Source organism: Bacillus pretiosus, from assembly GCF_051294775.1.
In the GTDB taxonomy this organism is placed as follows: Bacteria; Bacillota; Bacilli; order Bacillales; family Bacillaceae_G; genus Bacillus_A; species Bacillus_A wiedmannii.
The window spans coordinates 1-325 of sequence record NZ_JBPPHF010000087.1; the positions used below are offsets into that span (position 1 = coordinate 1).

A 325-nucleotide genomic window follows, 5' to 3' on the forward strand; every position below is an offset into this window, starting at 1 on the left:
ATCTAAGAAAGTGAAATTCTCGCGGATATTACTACAACTCAGGTGAAATTTGCTGGTGGTGCCCCTTTGTTTACTTGTGAATCGACAGTTGAGTTAGAATTTGTTGCAAATAATTTAGAGGCAATTTTAGATGGTATTGCGCATCGCTTACAAGAGAATGTATATATTATTGTGAAACATTAGTAACGTGTGGTATAATGTGAGGTGTTTAGATACGCTGAGAAATATTCTGGAATGCAAATCCCTTCTTGCACAAAGAAGGGTTTTTTACATAATAACCAGAAGCAAGTTGAAAGGATGAAAGTAAATGCCGAAACCAGTAAAA

1 protein-coding gene is annotated in these 325 nt (G+C 35.4%); it reads left to right on the plus strand.

What is annotated here, in order from left to right:
* The first annotated feature begins 15 nt into the window (after window positions 1-15).
* Complete coding sequence (locus ACSG5Z_RS29975; protein ID WP_435712757.1) at window positions 16-183, plus strand: capping complex subunit for YIEGIA; 168 nt, start codon at window positions 16-18, stop codon at window positions 181-183.
* Window positions 184-325: the final 142 nt, after the last annotated feature.